The following is a 14,798-nucleotide window of genomic DNA, read 5'->3' as shown; positions in this document are numbered from 1 at the left end:
AGCGGGTCAGAACGACAGCCAGTAGAGCAGCGCGCCCAGTCCCGCGAACATCCAGTAATCGACCGGGGCCCCGAGCACCCAGCGCTTATGCCAGGACACGTACGCGGGCTTGAAGCGGCGCCAGCCGAAGGCCGGGTTGAGGACGAACCACAGGTAGTCTTCGACGATCCAGAAGAACATGACGCAGGCCGCGACGCGCGCTTCCAGTTGCGGGGACCACTGCGCCATGAAGAACAGCGGGAAGTGGAACACGAAACCCACGAACGAGAACACCCACACGTGATAACCCGTGAGCGGGCGGCCACCCCAAAAAATATCGAGCAGCCAGTGCTCCTCGATGCGCCAGGTAGGCAGGGCCGCGGCCCAGCCGGCATCGCCTTCGATATGGATTTCGGCATTCGCGAACAGCCAGGCGAGTACGGCGACCGCGCCCAGCGGCAGCAAGACTTGGGCCGCGAGCGCGGCATCAGCGAAGAACATATTCTGGGTTCGACTTTCTTAACATGGCGGCGGTCGCCGCGGCCCCCGCGTGCGGCCGGCCCAGGGCCCGGGCCCTGCGGCGCATGGTCTCCAGCGCCGCGCGGTCCCGCAGCAGGCGCAGGATGCGGTAATCCAGCGCCGCCGCGTCATACGCGCGCAGCGCCGCTCCGTGTTCGAGCAGGTAGTTGGCGTTGCGGTCCTCCTGTCCGGGGATCGGCGCAACCAGCACCATCGGCAAGCCCATCGCCAGGCATTCGGCCGTGGTGGCGCCGCCCGGTTTGGTCACGGCCAGGTCGGAACACGCCATCAGCCGCTCGACCCGGTCGGTGTAGCCTTGCGGCGCCAGCCGCCCGGGATACTGCGCCGCGAGCGCTTCCAGCGCGGCCAGTTCGGCAGCGTTCTTGCCGGCCATGGCAATCACCTGCAGGTTCCAGGGCAAGCCAAGCAATTGCCGCGCGATCGCGCACAGTCCACCGAGCCCGGCGCCGCCGCCCATCAGCAGCACGGTCTGCATGTCCGGGTCGAGCCCGATCTCGCGCGCGCAGGCGTTGCGATCGAGCGGGCGGGAGAAGGCTGGCATGATCGGTATCCCGGTCACGTGGATCGCATCGCGCGCGACGCCGCTCGCCCGCAGCCGGGCGGCCACCTCGTCATTGGGCGCAAAGTACCCCGTGACGTTGGGGTGCACCCACATCCGGTGCAGGTCGAAATCGGTCACTTGCACCCACACGGGACATTCAAGGCCGCCTGCGGCGAGCTGCCGCGACAGGAGCTCGGCCGGCATGAAATGCGTGCACACGATCATGTCGGGCGCCATCGCGACGATCTTACGGACCAGTCCCCGGCTGGCGTTTTCCTCGATCCGGCGCCGGACGCGGTGGGGCCAGCCGCCCGGACTGGCCTCGTTCGTCAGCCGGTACAACTGGCTCCAGACCGATGGCGCGCGTCGGACCAGCGACAGGTAGATGTCGGCATACACCTTGCGCAGGTGCGGCTTGACGAAGGCCAGCGCGTCCAGGTGCGCCGCGTCGATCCGGCTGTCAGCCTCGCAGGCGTAGGCCCGCAAGGCTTCGGCCGCGCGCATGTGCCCCGCCCCGGCCGAAGCACTTAACAGTAGAAGCTTTTTCTGCGCCATCCGGAAGGCGGAAGCCCGCGCTTGTTTACACGCGTTTGACTGTACAGCGTGAATGTGTCAACCCGGTGACGGCGGACAGCGTCCAGCCGCCCGGCGCACACCAAACCGCCGGCGCTGCCCGAGGATCCGATGCAGTCAAATCAGGACAAGGATTGACCTGAGCTGGGCAGCTTGAGCGGCTGCGCCGCCAGGCTTTCGCGGCGATTGCACGTGCTCTTACAAATGCTTTCGATTGTAACGTTTACAACCTTTCGCGTGCGCGCCTCAGCAAGTAGTCTAATGGGCTCAGTAGTCGCCAGCGCGCCTGGTGCCAGCATCACGGCTGCCCGGGCGCCCTTACTTCAAACGGAGTTTTCCTTGTCCGAAGCACAAAATCCCCCACTGAAGCCGACGATCAAAATCGTCGGCGTAGGCGGTGCCGGCGGCAACGCCATCAACCATATGGCGTCCTCCGGACTGTCCGCCTTTGAATTAATCAGCGCGAATACGGACGCGCAGGCGCTGTCGAACACCCAGACCGAAAAGCGCATCCAGCTTGGCGAAAGCGGCCTTGGCGCCGGCAGCGACCCGATCGTCGGGCGTGAAAGCGCCATGCGCGAGCGCACCGTGATCGCCGACGCGCTCAAGGGCGCCGACATGGTGTTCCTTACCGCCGGCATGGGTGGCGGCACCGGCACCGGAGCCGCGCCCGTGGTCGCCGAGGTGGCGCGCGAGCTGGGCATCCTCACTGTGGGCGTGGTATCGAAGCCCTTCGAATTCGAGGGCCCGCGGCGCAGGCGCGTGGCCGAAGAAGGCATTGCGACCTTGGCCAGATGCGTGGACTCGCTCGTCATCATCCTCAATAGCCGGCTTGAGGAAGTACTGGGTGACGATATCACGCACAAGCAGGCGTTCGCCGCCGCTGACGAGGTGCTGAGCAAGGCCGTGACCGGCATCGCGGAAATCATCTCCGTGCCCGGGATGATCAACGTCGATTTCGAGGACATCCGCACGGTAATGCGCCAGACAGGCATGGCGATGATGGGTTCCGCCCAACACTCCGGCGAGGACCGCGCCGTCAAGGCGGCCGAAGAGGCGATCTCGTGCCCGCTGCTCGATGGCTCAAGCCTTCGCGTCGCGCGCGGCCTGCTGGTCAACATCGCCGCATCTGAGGAAACGCTGAAGCTGCGTGAAACCAAGCTGGTGATGAACACGATCTGCGCACAGACCAGCGACGACGCCATCATCAAATTCGGCGCGGTCTTCGACGAAAGTCTGGGCGGCGCCATGCGCGTGACCGTGGTGGCTACCGGATTGAACCGGCCCAGCGACTTCGCTGCCGGCGTGAAGCGGCCGTTGATGTCGCGCTCGGTGCCGGGCTCGGCAAATCAGAGCCGCGGCGGCGGGCTGCGGGAGACGCAAGTACAATCAGTGCTGCGTCAACCCGCTTCCCTGGCCCCTGCCCGGCCAGCGCCGATGCAACAGGCCCCGGAAGCGGGAGCGGCGCCGCGCGAGCCTGCCTCGCCCGGCAACGAGGATGCGCAGCGGAGCTGACGGCGTTACACGGTCGCGGCGGAGCGCGCCCTGTGGAGCTTCCTGTAGCTGTCCATCAGACGATGATGCTTGTCGAGCCCATCCAGCCGCATGCTCGTCGGCGTCAGTCCGAAGAAGCGCACACTGCCGTCCACCGAGCCCAGCGCCGCGTCCATCCGCGCGTTGCCGTACATGCGGCGGAAATTGACCACGTAATCGTCCAGCTCGAGGTCGTCGTCGAGCATCACCTCCAGTACCACGTTCAGCGCCTGATAAAACAGCCGGCGCTCGACGGTATTGTCGTTGTACTGCAGGAAGGCCCCGACCAGTTCGTGGGCCTCCTCCAATTGCTGCAACGCGAGGTGAATCAGCAGCTTCAACTCGAGAACGGTCAACTGCCCCCATTCCGTATTCTCGTCGAATTTAATGCCGATCAGCGTGGCGATGTCGGAGTACTCATCCAGCTCGTTGTTCTCGAGGCGCTCCAGCAACGCTGCCAGTGCGGCATCGTCAAGGCGATGCAGGTTCAGGATATCGGCGCGGAACAACAGCGACTTGTTGGTGTTATCCCAGACGAGATCTTCGACCGGATAGACTTCCGAATATCCGGGCACCAGGATCCGGCAGGCCGTCGCGCCCAGTTGATCGTACACCGCCATGTAGACCTCTTTGCCCATTTCGTCGAGGATGCCGAGCAGGGTCGCGGCTTCCTCCGCGTTGGAATTCTCGCCCTCGCCGGTGAAATCCCATTCGACGAAATCGAAATCCGCTTTGGCACTGAAAAAGCGCCACGAGATGACGCCGCTGGAATCAATGAAGTGCTCGACGAAATTGTTTGGTTCCGTCACGGCCTCGCTTGCGAAGGTGGGCTGGGGCAGGTCGTTCAGCCCTTCGAAACTGCGCCCTTGCAGCAATTCCGTCAGGCTCCGTTCCAGGGCCACCTCGAAGCTGGGGTGCGCCCCAAACGAGGCAAATACACCGCCTGTGCGCGGATTCATCAGGGTGACGCACATCACCGGATAGGTTCCACCCAGCGATGCATCCTTGACCAACACCGGGAAGCCCTGCTCTTCCAGGCCCCGGATTCCGGCCAGGATGCCGGGATATTTCGCCAGCACCTCGTGAGGCACGTCAGGCAATGCGATTTCGCCTTCGATAATCTCGCGCTTGACCGCCCGTTCAAAAATTTCGGACAAGCATTGCACCTGCGCTTCGGCCAGCGTGTTACCAGCGCTCATGCCGTTGCTGGCGTACAGGTTTTCGATCAGGTTGGACGGGAAATACACGACCTGGCCATCCGACTGCCGCACGTACGGAAGACACACGATACCCCGGTCTGCGTTGCCCGAATTGGTGTCGATAAGATGAGAGCCGCGCAACTCGCCCTCCGGATCGTAGATCTCCAGGCAGTATGCATCCAGGATCCCGGCCGGCAGCGCATCGCCGGGGCCGGGCTTGAACCAGCGCTCGTCCGGGTAATGCACGAACGGCGCATTGGCGATCTCCTCGCCCCAGAAGACGCCGGCATAGAAGTGGTTGTTGCTCACGCGTTCGATGTACTCGCCAAGAGCCGATGCCAACGCGCTTTCCTTGGTCGCACCCTTGCCGTTGGTAAAACACATCGGCGAGTGCGCATCGCGGATATGCAGCGACCACACATTGGGAACGATATTGCGCCACGAAGCGATTTCAATCTTGATGCCGAGGTCGGCCAGCAAGCCCGACATATTCGCGATGGTCTGCTCCAGGGGCAGATCCTTGCCTGGGATATAGGTGCTCGCGCCGGCAGCAGGCTCCAAGGTCAGCAGGGCCTGCGCATCCGCATCCAGATTTTCCACCTCTTCGATCACGAACTCGGGCCCGGTCTGCACCACTTTTTTCACGGTACAGCGGTCGATCGAGCGCAGGATGCCCTGGCGGTCCTTGTCGGAGATATCCGGCGGCAGCTCGACCTGGATCTTGAAGATCTGCTGGTAGCGATTCTCCGGGTCGACGATATTATTTTGCGACAGGCGGATATTGTCGGTCGGGATATTGCGGGTATCGCAGTACAACTTGACGAAGTAAGCCGCACACAAGGCTGATGAGGCCAGAAAGTAGTCGAACGGACCAGGCGCCGAGCCGTCGCCCTTGTAGCGGATAGGCTGGTCGGCTATCACCGTGAAGTCATCGAACCTGGCTTCAAGACGTAGCTTGTCAAGAAAGTTAACCTTAATTTCCATGGGGGAATTCCAAACCGCTGCGCAAAAGGATACAGCCCTCTATTATCGGTGGTTTCAGCCACGCGGCATAGGCTGCCGGGCGATGGCGTCGACATGCTTGCTGCGCCGGACTCAGTCCAGGCGCTTGAGCCGCTGGCCGTGGATGCCCCACTTGCAATCGAGATCATCCACACGCCCGCACAAGGCCCAACCAGTGCCTATTTTTTCCACCGTGACGTTGCTGCCGATTTCGCTGGCGAGCTTCTCAGCCCACATGCTGGCGGCGCCGCGGCCCTTGAAGAGTTCCTTGCCGTCGTAGATGACGGTGGCATCGAATACGGGCATGGCGAATATAGTCATTGCTTCCTCTTGGTTCGTGAATATTCGGCGCTGTCCCAGCGGACAGGTCACCGCGGGTGGCATGAAATCAAAAAAGCCGTTGATCATTTGGCGGGATGATCAACGGCCTGCTGAACTACCTTTGGATTGAGCTGGTTACCGAACGCCGCTCACTCCCACTCGATCGTCGCTGGCGGCTTACCCGAGATGTCGTACACCACCCGGTTGAGCCCCCGCACCTCGTTGATGATGCGGTTCGACACGCGCCCCAGCAGATCGTGCGGCAGGTGCGCCCACTGCGCGGTCATGAAGTCCAGCGTCTGCACAGCGCGCAGCGCGACCACGTAGTCGTACGTGCGGCCGTCGCCCATCACGCCCACCGACTTCACCGGCAGGAACACGGCAAACGCCTGGCTGGTCGCCTCGTACCAGTTCACCGGCGCCTTGCCTGCGTCGATGCCGGGCACCATCGGTGCTTCGAACGGGGTGTTGCGCAGTTCTTCGATGAAGATCGCATCCGCTTCGCGCAGCAGGTCGGCATACTCGCGCTTTACTTCGCCCAGGATGCGCACGCCCAGGCCCGGGCCCGGGAACGGGTGGCGGTACACCATTGCGTGCGGCAGGCCCAGCGCCACGCCCAGCTTGCGCACTTCATCCTTGAACAGCTCGCGCAGCGGTTCCAGCAGCTTCAGGTTCAGCGTCTCTGGCAGGCCGCCCACGTTGTGGTGGCTCTTGATGGTCTGGCCCTTCTTGCCCTTGCCGGCCGATTCGATCACGTCCGGGTAAATGGTGCCCTGTGCCAGCCAGCGCGCCTTCGACAGATTCTTTGCCTGCTCCTGGAACACCTCGACGAATTCACGGCCGATGATCTTGCGCTTTTGCTCGGGGTCGGTCACGCCGGCCAGGTGGCCCATGAACTGCTCCGAAGCATCGATGTGCAGCACCTTCACGCCCAGGTTCTTGGAGAACATGTCCATGACCATCTTGCCTTCGTCCTTGCGCAGCAGGCCGTGGTCCACGAACACGCAAGTCAGCTGGTCGCCGATGGCACGGTGGATCAGCGCCGCGGCCACGCTCGAATCGACGCCGCCGGACAGGCCGAGGATCACCTCATCGCTGCCCACTTGCGCGCGGATCTTCTCGACCGCTTCGCCGATGTAGTCCGGCATGTTCCAGTCCGACTTGCAGCCGCAGATCTCGTGCACGAAGCGGCCGATGATCGCCTCGCCCTGGGTGGTGTGGGTCACTTCGGGGTGGAACTGCAGCGCGTAGAAGCCGCGGTCTTCGTCGGCCATGGCCGCGACCGGGCAGCTGTCGGTCGAGCCCATCAGCTTGAAGCCCGGCGGCATTTCCAGCACCTTGTCGCCGTGGCTCATCCAGACCTTGAGCATGCCGTGGCCTTCGTCGGTGACGAAGTCGTTGATGCCGTTCAGGAGTTTGGTATGGCCGCGCGCGCGCACTTCGGCGTAGCCGAATTCGCGCACCTTGCCGTTTTCGACCTTGCCGCCCAGCTGCATGGCCATGGTCTGCATGCCGTAGCAGATGCCCAGCACGGGCACGCCCAGCTCGAACACGGCCTGCGGCGCGCGCGGCGATTCGCCTTCCAGCGTGGAGTTGTGGCTGCCGGACAGGATGACGCCGGCCGCGCCATAGCTGCGGATGAAGTCGTCGCTGACGTCGTGCGGGAACACTTCGGAGAACACGCCGGCGTCGCGCACGCGGCGCGCGATCAGCTGGGTGACCTGGGAACCGAAATCGAGGATGAGGATTTTGGAGTGCATGGGGTGCTGAAAATAGTGGCTAATCCGGGTCTCGTAGGGTGGGCAGGTCTCCTGCCCACGCGTTCAAGCGCCAGATGCAAGGCTACGCGATTTGCGGGAGCCAGTTGGACGCGTGGGCAGGAAACCTGCCCACCCTACGAACGATACGAAACGCGGCGCATCAGCGCCGCAGTCGTGTTTATTCCGAACGGTAGTTCGGCGCTTCCTTGGTGATGGTCACGTCGTGCACATGCGATTCGCGCATGCCCGCCGAGGTGATCTCGACGAACTCGGCTTTCTCGCGCAGCTCTTCGATCGTGCCGCAGCCGCAGTAGCCCATCGACTGGCGCACGCCGCCGACCAGCTGGTAGATGATCGCCAGCACCGAGCCCTTGTAGGCCACGCGCCCTTCGATGCCTTCCGGCACGAACTTCTCGGCCTTGGACTGCGATTCCTGGAAGTAGCGGTCGGCCGAGCCTTCGGCCATTGCGCCCAGGCTGCCCATGCCGCGGTAGCCCTTGTAGCTGCGGCCCTGGTACAGGATGACTTCGCCCGGCGCCTCTTCGGTGCCGGCAAACATCGAACCCATCATCACGGTGTGCGCGCCTGCTGCCAGTGCCTTGGAGATGTCGCCCGAGAAGCGGATGCCGCCGTCGGCGATGCATGGCACGCCGGTGCCCTTGAGCGCCTCGGACACGTTGGCGATCGCGGTGATCTGCGGCACGCCCACGCCGGCCACGATACGGGTGGTGCAGATCGAGCCCGGGCCGATGCCGACCTTGACCGCGTCCGCGCCGTGTTCAACGAGCGCCAGGGCGGCGGCCGCAGTGGCGATGTTACCGCCGATGACGTCCACGCCCGGATAGTTATCCTTGATCCATTTCACGCGGTTCAGGATGCCTTGCGAGTGGCCGTGCGCGGTGTCCACCACCAGCACGTCCACGCCGGCTTTCACCAGCAGGTCGATGCGCTCCTCGTCGCGCGGGCCCACGCCCACCGCGGCGCCCACCAGCAGCTGGCCGCGTGCGTCTTTCGATGCCAGCGGGTGCTCGTGCGACTTGAGGATGTCCTTCACAGTGATCAGGCCGCGCAGCTCGAATTCGTCGTTGACCACCAGCACGCGCTCGAGGCGGTGCTTGTTCATCAGGCGCTTGGCTTCGGCCGTGTCCGCCTCTTCCTTGACGTACACCAGCTTTTCGCGCGGCGTCATCTTGGCGCGTGCTTCCGCGTCCAGGTCCTCTTCAAAGCGCAGGTCGCGGTTGGTGATGATGCCCACCACCTTCTTGCCCTCGACCACCGGGAAGCCGCTGATGCCGTGCTGTGCCGCCAGGTGCAGCACTTCGCGGATCTTCATGTCCGGCGGAATCGTGATCGGGTCGCGCAGCACGCCGGCCTCGAAACGCTTGACGCGGGCCACTTCGCGCGCCTGGTCCTTCGGGCTCAGGTTCTTGTGGATGATGCCGATGCCGCCCTCTTGCGCCATCGCGATCGCGAGGCGTGCTTCGGTGACGGTGTCCATGGCGGCGGACAGCAACGGAATGTTCAGCGAGATATTCCGGGTCAGCTTGGTGCGGAGGGAGGTGTTGGCCGGAAGAACATTCGAGTAGGCCGGGACAAGCAGCACGTCATCGAACGTGAGTGCTTTTTGGATTAGACGCATAGCATTTTCCTATAGGCGCAAAAGTGAATTATACAGAAAGTCACGGATTGCGTCGCGAAATTGCTGCGAAAAGCCCGCCCGGCGGTTATTTTTGCCTTCAAGCGGGAGCTCGTGCGCAATTGACAGCGGCATCGTTTCATGGCGAAATCCCCGTAGTTCTCGAAGGAAACCGCCATGACCAAGACACTCCGCGCCGCCCTGCCGGGCCTGATGGCTGCGGGCACCCTGCTCGCCGCCAGCCTCGCCCACGCCCAGTACGCGTGGATCGACGAAAAAGGCGTGCGCCACTACTCGGACCGTCCGCCGCCAGCCACCGTCCCCGCGGCCAAGGTGTTGAAGGCGCCGGGCAAGCGGGCCGACGAGGCGCCGCCGGGCGAAACGCAGCCGCCGCAAGCGGGCCCGAAAGCCGACGCCGCGCCCACGCTGGCCGACCGCGAAGCGGATTACCGCAAGCGCGCCCAGGAGCGCGCCAAGCAGGAGGAAAAAGCGGCAGCGGATGCCGCCAAGGCGAAGGCCAAGGCGCAAAGCTGCGACAACGCGCGCCGCTACAAGGCCATGCTCGATTCGGGCATTCGCGTGGTCGATACCGGGGCCGACGGCGAGCGCCGGTACCTGGGCGACGACGAGCGCGCCAGGCGCGCAGCCGAGGTTGACGCCATCCTGGCGGACTGCCGCTAGGCCTTGGGCGCCGCGTCCTTCTTGGCGGCGCGGCGGCGGCGCGAGTCCTTCGGGTCGGCCACCAGCGGCCGGTAGATCTCGACGCGGTCGCGCTCGCGCAGCACCGTGTCGAGCGTCTTCTTTTTCGCGTACACGCCGACTGCCGCGGTGGACAGGTTAATTTCCGGGAACTCTTGCAGCACCCCGCTCTGCTCGATCGCCTGGCCGATTGTCGTGCCGGGCTCGACCTTCATCGTGCGGACGTATTCGCGCACGGGCGTGGCGTAACACAGGTACACTTGCACCGCCTCAGCCATAAACCGTCTCCGCGCGCTTGCAGAACGAATCGACCATGCTGTTGGCGATCATGCCGAACACCGGCCCGATCAGCTGTTCCAGGAGCGCGCTGGAAAATTCGTAGTGCAGGTCGAACTCGATCTTGCACGCGTCCGCGCGCAGCGCCTTGAAGTTCCAGGTGCCCTCGAGCATGCGGAACGGGCCATCGACCAGGTGCATCTTCATCAGCGTCGGGCGCTCGTTGTGGTTGGAGGTGGTGAAGCTTTGCTTGACGCCGTGGAAATTGATCTGCAGGCAGGCCACCAGCTTGTCGTCGCTTCGTTCGATCAGCTTGACGCCACCGCACCAGGGCAGGAACTTGGGATAATCTTCGACCTTTGCCACCAGGTCAAACATCTGTTCGGCGCTGTATCCGAGGAAAACTGACTTGTGTACTACTGCCATTGGTCAACCGTTTGTTATGATGTTGGGATGTTGCCATGTGCGCCTCTGCGCGCGCGACAACGTTAGTTTAACCGACCCGCGCCATTTAGCTATTTCATGAGCATTGTTGACAATAAAAAAGCCTTTTTCGACTACTTCATCGAGGACCGCTACGAGGCCGGCCTGGTGCTGGAAGGTTGGGAAGTCAAGGCGATCCGCGAGGGCCGGGTACAGATCAAGGAAGCGTACGTGGTCGTGCGCGGCGGCGAGCTGTTCCTGTTCGGCGCGCACATCAGCCCGTTGGGTACCACGTCCGCATGGAGCAATGCCGAAGTGCTGCGCACGCGCAAGCTCCTGTTGCACAAGGCCGAGATCGACAAGCTGGTCGGCAAGGTCGAGCGCGCCGGCTACACGCTGGTGCCGCTGAACCTGCACTTCAAGGCGGGACGGGTGAAGTGCGAGATCGGCTTGGCCAAGGGCAAGAAACAGCACGACAAGCGCGCCACCGAGAAGGACCGCGACGCCAAGCGCGAAGTGGAAAAGGCGCTGAAAACCCACAAGCGGTGATTCATACCACGCAAGTAAGCGCCGTCGTCCCCGCGCAGGCGGGGACCCATGCCGAGTGTGCCGACTCGCGGCCTGTGTGCATCTTTCTCAAGCTCAGCATGGGTTCCCGCCTGCGCGGGAACGACGTGCTTAGGTAGTCTCCAGGGCCGGCGCCGGCTGCTCATCCTTCAATTTCAAGCTCACCTGCCAGCTCACAAAGCTCAGCACCAGCCCCACCGTCACTCCGCATGCCAGGTTAAGTGCGCTGTCGAACAGCAGCGGCGCGACCAGGCCGGACACCAGCGCGAACGACATCATCTGGATGAACGACAGCATCGACGAGGCCAGCCCGCGGTGGTGCGGGAACAGTCCCAGCGCCATCACCTGCAGCGCCGGCGCGGCCACCGCCAGGCCGAACGTGAACAGCGCCAGCGGCAGCACCGCCCACGGGATCGCGGCCGGGAACAGCGCCGTGTAGCCGACATTGTGCACGCAGGCCAGCGCCATCGCGCCATAGCCGATCCCCTTCATGCGTTCGGGCGTGAACCTGCCGGCGCGCTTGCCGCCCCAGGCCGAGCCGATCACCGAGCCGCCGATCAGCGGGATGAACAGCCAAGCGAACGCGGTCTCCGGCAGGTGCAGGATCTCCATCACAAAGTTGGCCGCCGAGCCGATGTACAGCGACAGCCCGCCAAAGGCCAGGCCCACCGACAGCGACAGCAGCACGAAGCGCGTGTGGCGCAGCACCATCAGGTAGTTGCGCGCGATGGCGACCGGGTGGAAGGCGTGGCGCTTCTCGACCGGCAGGCTCTCCGGCACCAGGCGCAGGCACAGCACCACCATCAGCGCGCCGAACGCGGCCAGGAACACGAAGGTCGCGCGCCAGCCAAAGGTCACGTGCAGCCAGCCGCCCAGCACCGGCGCGATGGCGGGCGCCAGGCCGAACACCATCATGATGTGCGACATCATCTTCTGCGCCTGCGGCCCGGCAAAGCGGTCCTGCACGATCGCCTGGCCGATCACCGAACCGGAACCGGCGGCCAGCCCCTGCAGCGCGCGGCACGCCAGCAGCCAGCCGAAGGTGGGCGCGCAGGCCGCACCGATCGAGGCCAGCACGTACACCGACAACGCGGCGAGCAGCACCGGGCGCCGCCCGAACGAGTCCGACAGCGTGCCGTAAAACAGCATCATGAACGCGAAGCAGAACACGAACACGCTCAGTGTCTGCTGCACGGCAACGGGGCCGACGCCAAACACGCGGCCGATCGCCGGCATCGACGGCAAATAGGTGTCGATCGCGAGCGCGCCGACCATGCCCAGGCATGCCAGCACCACCGTCAGGATCTTATGCATACAGCCTTGTCCTCTGGGTAAATTCCTCGAAAGCAATCCGCGATTGTAGCGGCATTCGCTCAATTCCACCTGAGGCCGCCATTGGGTTCGCTCAACGCGACGCGGTCCGGGCGTACGAAGATCAGTACTGATGTGCTCGTCTGAACACGCTCAGGAGGACTTAACCATGAACATCATCCATCGCAGGCTCGCCTTGGCACTTGGCACGTGCGCCGTCGTTGCAATGACTGCCGGCTGCGCCACGCAGGGCCGCTACCACCAGCGCAACCTCGTTTCCGACACCGTTGCGATTCCCGCCGAGCACCACGACCCGCAACTGGTCAACGCGTGGGGGCTGGCGTTCAATCCATTCGCCGTGGCCTGGGTGGCCGACAACGGCACCGGCGTGTCGACGCTGTACGACGGCAACGGCAACAAGCAGCCGCTGGTGGTGACCATTCCGCCGGCCCCGGGCAACAAGACCGGCAACCCGACCGGAATCGTGTTCTACGGCGGGCCGGAATTCGTGGTCACGCACGACCGCGTATCGGGCCCGGCACGCTTCATCTTCGCCAGCGAGGACGGCGGCATTTCGGCATGGGCGCCAAACGTGGAGCCGACCACCGCGATCCGAGTCATCAACAATGTCGGCGCCATCTACAAGGGGCTGGCGTTGAGCGGCAACGGCGGCAGTCCCCTGCTCTACGCGACCGACTTCCACAATAACAAGGTCGACGTGTACGACGGCGCGTTCAACCCGATCCTGCTGGGGCCGGGCGCGTTCCGCGATCCGGCCATCCCGTCCGGCTACGCGCCGTTCGGCATCCAGGCCATCGCCGGCGATATCTACGTGAGCTATGCCAAGCAGGACGCCGACGCCGAGGACGACGTGCCCGGGCCGGGCTTCGGCTTCGTGAGCGTGTTCGACCCGCAGGGCCACTTCGTGCGGCGCCTGATTTCGCGCGGCGAACTGAATGCGCCATGGGGCATGGCGCTGGCGCCGGCGAGCTTCGGCCATTTCGGCAACCGGCTACTGGTGGGGAACTTCGGCAACGGCATCATCAATGCCTACGATCTGGACACCGGCCACTGGGAAGGCCGGCTGCTCGATGAGCACAGAAGGCCGATCCGCATCGACGGCCTGTGGGGGATCGCCTTCGGCAACGGCGTGCAGCAGCAGCCGACCAACACGCTGTTCTTTGCGTCCGGCCCGCAGGACGAGCAGCACGGGCTGTACGGCCGCATCGACGTGGCGCCCGGCGAGCACGGCCACGACTAGCGGGCCGGCGCCCGGGTCCTTCAACGCAGCGACATGCCGAAGCGGCCCGGGCGCGGCAGCCAGTTGCCCAGGTAATCGGCCGAGACCAGCACACGCTCGGCGCGGCCGATCAACAGTTCGCGCGGCACCAGGCCGATGTAGCGCGAGTCGGCGCTGTTGTCGCGGTTGTCGCCCAACACGAGATACTGGTCCTGCGGGATCGTCACCGGGCCGAAGCTGCGCGCGGCATCGATCTCGGGCAGGAGCTGGATGCTGTGGTGCTTGCCGCCCAGGGTCTCGTCCAGCCGCACCGCATCGACCTGGCCGCCGCCGATCGACTCGCGCGCCACGCCCTGCACCTCGTAACCGGCCGCCTTTCCGTTGATGATCAGGCGCTCGTTGCGCATCTCGACCACGTCGCCCGGCAGCGCGATCACGCGCTTGATCAGGCGTTCGCCATCCTTGGGCGAATGGAAGGTGACCACGTCGCCACAGGCCGGATCGCCCAGCCGGGCCAGCACCTTGTCGGTGAGCGGCACCTTCAGGTTGTACGCGGTGCGGTTGACCAGCACCACGTCGCCTTCGAGCAGATTGGGCCGCATCGAGCCGGACGGAATGGCGTTGATCTCCGCGACCGCCGAGCGGAACACGCCGATCAGGCACAGCGTCATCAAGAAGCTCTTGTTGTCGCGGACCCAGTCTTTCATCGCAGGACTCCCTGTTGAGTTGGTATGGGTGTCTTTATACGCGAGCATTCTTTAAGGATGCTTAAACGGCAATCGCCCGACCTCTGCCGGCACGGTGTCGGCTGAAGCCTCAGAGCGGGTGGCCGCTCAGCACCATGCCCAGCGCCGCCGACAGCACGATCAGCACCGCAAAGCCAACACACTTGAGCAGTGCGCGCAGCTTTTGGCCGGAGGGCCGGCTACGCAGCAGGTAGTAAGGCATCGCGACCGGCGTGAGCAGGATAATGGCGATGTTCAGGCCGAGACTGCGGCGGTAGCCGTACTGATCGCTGTCACGGCGGTACCAAACGAAGGTGAGGAAGCTGACGACCAGCGTGAGCGGCGCGCTCCATGCCAGCGGCTGCGAACCGCCCCGCCACGTATAGGTCGCGTCGAGAAAACCGTCGAATACCATCACGAGCAGGATGGCGGCAAGGATGCGTCGTTGAGTCATACGAATTGATGCGTGCATG

15 protein-coding genes are annotated in these 14,798 nt (G+C 64.2%); 4 read left to right on the top strand and 11 right to left on the bottom strand.

The genetic code is table 11. The annotated features are described in order from the left end of the window. Window positions 1–6: 6 nt before the first annotated feature. On the bottom strand, window positions 7–480 hold the full coding sequence (locus NX773_RS06995) for a hypothetical protein (RefSeq protein WP_258855586.1): 474 nt from the start codon (window positions 478–480) through the stop codon (window positions 7–9). Beyond that, window positions 467–1,615, bottom strand: coding sequence for an MGDG synthase family glycosyltransferase (locus NX773_RS06990; RefSeq protein ID WP_441295324.1), 1,149 nt, complete (start codon window positions 1,613–1,615; stop codon window positions 467–469). The genes NX773_RS06995 and NX773_RS06990 overlap by 14 nt, the downstream gene beginning before the upstream one ends. A 357-nt stretch (window positions 1,616–1,972) precedes the next feature. Between NX773_RS06990 and ftsZ the strand changes: the two genes are divergently transcribed. Further along, window positions 1,973–3,148: a cell division protein FtsZ gene (ftsZ, locus tag NX773_RS06985; RefSeq protein WP_258855584.1), complete on the top strand. Its 1,176-nt coding sequence runs from the start codon at window positions 1,973–1,975 to the stop codon at window positions 3,146–3,148. Window positions 3,149–3,153: 5 nt separating this feature from the next. Here ftsZ and NX773_RS06980 read toward each other — a convergent pair whose 3' ends face one another. The 4 genes from NX773_RS06980 to guaB form a co-directional block, all read right to left on the bottom strand. Beyond that, the gene (locus NX773_RS06980) at window positions 3,154–5,349 is read right to left on the bottom strand and encodes an OsmC domain/YcaO domain-containing protein (protein WP_258855583.1); all 2,196 of its coding nucleotides are present in this window, start codon (window positions 5,347–5,349) and stop codon (window positions 3,154–3,156) included. Window positions 5,350–5,460: 111 nt separating this feature from the next. Beyond that, complete coding sequence (locus NX773_RS06975) at window positions 5,461–5,775, bottom strand: hypothetical protein (protein WP_307728443.1); 315 nt, start codon at window positions 5,773–5,775, stop codon at window positions 5,461–5,463. Between the two features lie 62 nt (window positions 5,776–5,837). After that, complete coding sequence (guaA, locus tag NX773_RS06970) at window positions 5,838–7,448, bottom strand: glutamine-hydrolyzing GMP synthase (protein WP_258855582.1); 1,611 nt, start codon at window positions 7,446–7,448, stop codon at window positions 5,838–5,840. Window positions 7,449–7,626: 178 nt separating this feature from the next. After that, window positions 7,627–9,087 (bottom strand): IMP dehydrogenase, encoded by a 1,461-nt coding sequence (gene guaB, locus NX773_RS06965; RefSeq protein WP_258820305.1) that lies wholly within the window; start codon window positions 9,085–9,087, stop codon window positions 7,627–7,629. A 174-nt stretch (window positions 9,088–9,261) separates the two neighbouring features. Between guaB and NX773_RS06960 the strand changes: the two genes are divergently transcribed. Next, a complete protein-coding gene (locus NX773_RS06960) occupies window positions 9,262–9,765 on the top strand; it encodes a DUF4124 domain-containing protein (RefSeq protein WP_258855581.1) in 504 nt (167 codons plus the stop codon). Here NX773_RS06960 and NX773_RS06955 read toward each other — a convergent pair. Beyond that, entirely contained in the window at window positions 9,762–10,061 is a 300-nt protein-coding gene (locus NX773_RS06955) for an RnfH family protein (RefSeq protein WP_258855580.1), read from the bottom strand. The genes NX773_RS06960 and NX773_RS06955 overlap by 4 nt on opposite strands. Next, on the bottom strand, window positions 10,054–10,485 hold the full coding sequence (locus NX773_RS06950; protein ID WP_258855579.1) for a type II toxin-antitoxin system RatA family toxin: 432 nt from the start codon (window positions 10,483–10,485) through the stop codon (window positions 10,054–10,056). Before NX773_RS06950 ends, NX773_RS06955 begins: the two co-directional genes overlap by 8 nt. Before the next feature lie 96 nt (window positions 10,486–10,581). Here NX773_RS06950 and smpB point away from each other — a divergent pair, with 96 nt between their 5' ends. Then, on the top strand, window positions 10,582–11,031 hold the full coding sequence (smpB, locus tag NX773_RS06945; protein WP_258855578.1) for an SsrA-binding protein SmpB: 450 nt from the start codon (window positions 10,582–10,584) through the stop codon (window positions 11,029–11,031). A 129-nt stretch (window positions 11,032–11,160) separates the two neighbouring features. On the opposite strand, the gene NX773_RS06940 is transcribed toward smpB, so the two are convergent. Next, window positions 11,161–12,363: a multidrug effflux MFS transporter gene (locus NX773_RS06940; protein ID WP_258855577.1), complete on the bottom strand. Its 1,203-nt coding sequence runs from the start codon at window positions 12,361–12,363 to the stop codon at window positions 11,161–11,163. Window positions 12,364–12,529: 166 nt separating this feature from the next. Between NX773_RS06940 and NX773_RS06935 the strand changes: the two genes are divergently transcribed. Then, window positions 12,530–13,621, top strand: a complete 1,092-nt coding sequence (locus NX773_RS06935; protein WP_258855576.1) for a TIGR03118 family protein — start codon at window positions 12,530–12,532, stop codon at window positions 13,619–13,621. Window positions 13,622–13,641: 20 nt separating this feature from the next. Here NX773_RS06935 and lepB read toward each other — a convergent pair whose 3' ends face one another. Continuing rightward, the gene (gene lepB, locus NX773_RS06930) at window positions 13,642–14,307 is read right to left on the bottom strand and encodes a signal peptidase I (protein ID WP_258855575.1); all 666 of its coding nucleotides are present in this window, start codon (window positions 14,305–14,307) and stop codon (window positions 13,642–13,644) included. 109 nt (window positions 14,308–14,416) lie between these two features. Beyond that, on the bottom strand, window positions 14,417–14,779 hold the full coding sequence (locus tag NX773_RS06925) for a hypothetical protein (RefSeq protein ID WP_258855574.1): 363 nt from the start codon (window positions 14,777–14,779) through the stop codon (window positions 14,417–14,419). Window positions 14,780–14,798: the final 19 nt, after the last annotated feature.

Origin of the sequence: Massilia solisilvae (assembly GCF_024753215.1) — a bacterium.
GTDB lineage: Bacteria > Pseudomonadota > Gammaproteobacteria > Burkholderiales > Burkholderiaceae_D > Telluria > Telluria solisilvae.
This window is presented reverse-complemented; position numbering and strand designations above follow the sequence as displayed.

Coding starts and splice junctions, on each gene's coding strand:
- NX773_RS06955 (WP_258855580.1), bottom strand. CDS start 10,061: ATGGCTGAGGCGGTGCAAGTGTACCTGTGTTACGCCACGCCCGTGCGC.
- guaB (WP_258820305.1), bottom strand. CDS start 9,087: ATGCGTCTAATCCAAAAAGCACTCACGTTCGATGACGTGCTGCTTGTC.
- guaA (WP_258855582.1), bottom strand. CDS start 7,448: ATGCACTCCAAAATCCTCATCCTCGATTTCGGTTCCCAGGTCACCCAG.
- lepB (WP_258855575.1), bottom strand. CDS start 14,307: ATGAAAGACTGGGTCCGCGACAACAAGAGCTTCTTGATGACGCTGTGC.
- NX773_RS06960 (WP_258855581.1), top strand. CDS start 9,262: ATGACCAAGACACTCCGCGCCGCCCTGCCGGGCCTGATGGCTGCGGGC.
- NX773_RS06935 (WP_258855576.1), top strand. CDS start 12,530: ATGAACATCATCCATCGCAGGCTCGCCTTGGCACTTGGCACGTGCGCC.
- NX773_RS06950 (WP_258855579.1), bottom strand. CDS start 10,485: ATGGCAGTAGTACACAAGTCAGTTTTCCTCGGATACAGCGCCGAACAG.
- NX773_RS06990 (WP_441295324.1), bottom strand. CDS start 1,615: ATGGCGCAGAAAAAGCTTCTACTGTTAAGTGCTTCGGCCGGGGCGGGG.
- NX773_RS06995 (WP_258855586.1), bottom strand. CDS start 480: ATGTTCTTCGCTGATGCCGCGCTCGCGGCCCAAGTCTTGCTGCCGCTG.
- NX773_RS06940 (WP_258855577.1), bottom strand. CDS start 12,363: ATGCATAAGATCCTGACGGTGGTGCTGGCATGCCTGGGCATGGTCGGC.
- NX773_RS06975 (WP_307728443.1), bottom strand. CDS start 5,775: ATGATCAACGGCTTTTTTGATTTCATGCCACCCGCGGTGACCTGTCCG.
- smpB (WP_258855578.1), top strand. CDS start 10,582: ATGAGCATTGTTGACAATAAAAAAGCCTTTTTCGACTACTTCATCGAG.
- NX773_RS06980 (WP_258855583.1), bottom strand. CDS start 5,349: ATGGAAATTAAGGTTAACTTTCTTGACAAGCTACGTCTTGAAGCCAGG.
- NX773_RS06925 (WP_258855574.1), bottom strand. CDS start 14,779: ATGACTCAACGACGCATCCTTGCCGCCATCCTGCTCGTGATGGTATTC.